The organism is Nitrosomonas sp. Nm34 (assembly GCF_900113925.1).
Classification (GTDB): domain Bacteria; phylum Pseudomonadota; class Gammaproteobacteria; order Burkholderiales; family Nitrosomonadaceae; genus Nitrosomonas.
This window is the reverse complement of record NZ_FORD01000136.1, coordinates 1-1,816: the sequence shown is the minus strand read 5'-3', so window position 1 is coordinate 1,816 and position 1,816 is coordinate 1. Positions and strand designations below refer to the sequence as shown.

Annotated in this window: 1 protein-coding gene; it reads left to right on the top strand. The window is 51.3% G+C overall.

The window, feature by feature from the left end; all coding sequences use genetic code 11:
• Window positions 1–531 precede the first annotated feature (531 nt).
• Window positions 532–1,782, top strand: a complete 1,251-nt coding sequence (ltrA, locus tag BM283_RS17725) for a group II intron reverse transcriptase/maturase (RefSeq protein WP_254776441.1) — start codon at window positions 532–534, stop codon at window positions 1,780–1,782.
• The last annotated feature ends 34 nt before the right edge of the window (window positions 1,783–1,816 follow it).

Genomic DNA, 1,816 nt, shown 5'->3' with positions numbered 1-1,816 from the left:
TAGTGTGCCCGGCATGGGTTAAAACTTGTTATCTGAGAGGAGATAACCGGAGTTAGTAACGACAACCGTAGTGAAACGCAAGGGGGAAACCGCGAGGCTAACCTGAAAGAAGCGCGTAGCAAAAGCACGACCGTAGGAACACGAACGAGCAGTGAGGCCGAGTGCGGGCGATAAGTGTGCTAGGGAACACGAAATCCAACCGTTACCGAAAGACGCACGAGGTAGAGCTTGACGGCACGGGCTGAAAGTTTTAGCACCTTACCCGGGGAGATCTCCCGAATGAGGTTAGGGAGAAGTCAGCAGAAGCCGTATTAGCGAAGAAGCCTTGGAAACAAGGTGGAGCGAAGGGCTGAAGAACCAAAAGACAGGCCATTTTAAACATCTCTGTGGATTGGCGCGGAGTATTCTGGCGTGGGTGAACGTTGCAACTGCGGCAACCACTCGCCCAGCGGCCACGCGAGGTTGGTGGATTCCAATCGGAAGCGTGGGCGTGGGATGCAAGCTGAAACACAGGCGAAGGAGAAATAGAAGGTGCTGAATGAAAATTTGATGGAAAGAGTCCTTAATCGGGACAACCTGCTAAAAGCATACAAACGAGTCAAAGCCAACCAAGGCGCGCCGGGAGTGGATGGGATAGGCATAGAAAGTTTCGCGGAGCACGCCAAGAGATACTGGCCAGTAATAGCCGAGAAACTGGAAAACGGAAGCTATCAACCTGGAGCGATACGGGGCATAACGATCCCAAAACCGCAAGGAGGAGAGCGCTTATTGGGCATTCCCAATGTCCAGGATAGGGTGATCCAACAAGCGATAAACCAAGTGCTGAGTCCGATCTTCGAAGCGGACTTCAGCGCCCACAGTTTCGGGTATAGGCCGCAGAGAAGTGCACATGACGCAGTTCGGGCAGCCAAGCGTTATGTCATGGAAGGCAAAACTTGGGTAGTGGACATAGACATCAGTGCGTTTTTCGACGAAGTCAACCACGACATCTTGATGGTAAAGATCAGCCGAAAAGTAAAGGACAAGCGAGTTCTAAAACTGATAGGCCAATACCTGAGAGCGCCAATAGAAAAGGATGGTTGGAGGTATAAGCGAAACCAGGGCACACCGCAAGGCGGCCCACTGAGCCCGCTACTGGCTAACATCTACCTTGACGACCTGGACAAAGAATTGGAGAAACGAGGACTTAGTTTCTGCCGATACGCCGATGACCTGGCGATCTTCGCCAAAAGCGAAAGAAGCGGGCAAAGGATATTGGCAAGCCTGACAAAATGGATAGCCAAACATTTGAAACTAAGGGTCAACACCACGAAAAGTGGTGTCAAGCATCCTTGGGATGGCCGATTTCTGGGGTTTAGGATTACCAGCGGGGGAGAAATAAAGCCAGCAACATCGAGCTTGGAGAAGCTGAAAGCGCAAGTCAGAAGTTATTGGAATGCGCAAACCAGCCACAAACTGGAAGAGCGGATCAAAGGATGGCAGCAATACATCCGAGGCTGGCATGCTTACTTCGGAGCCTGCCGGCAATACCCCCTAACCAGGGCAACGGAAGGTTGGATACGTCGTCACATGCGGAAATACTTCTGGCAACGCTGGCACAATAAGCGTGGAAGGATGAACGCCTTAAAACGACTAAAAGCTAAACCTTATCATTTACACCAAACCAGCGCATCGGTTGGAGCCTGGCGAATGGCAAGGAGCCCGACGCTCAATACAGTACTCAATAAGGCAAGGCTGAAACGATGGGGATTATGGGTTCCATCAGATTTTGTGACAGCTTAAGTTACTGGGTTCAACCGCCGGATGCGGAAAACCG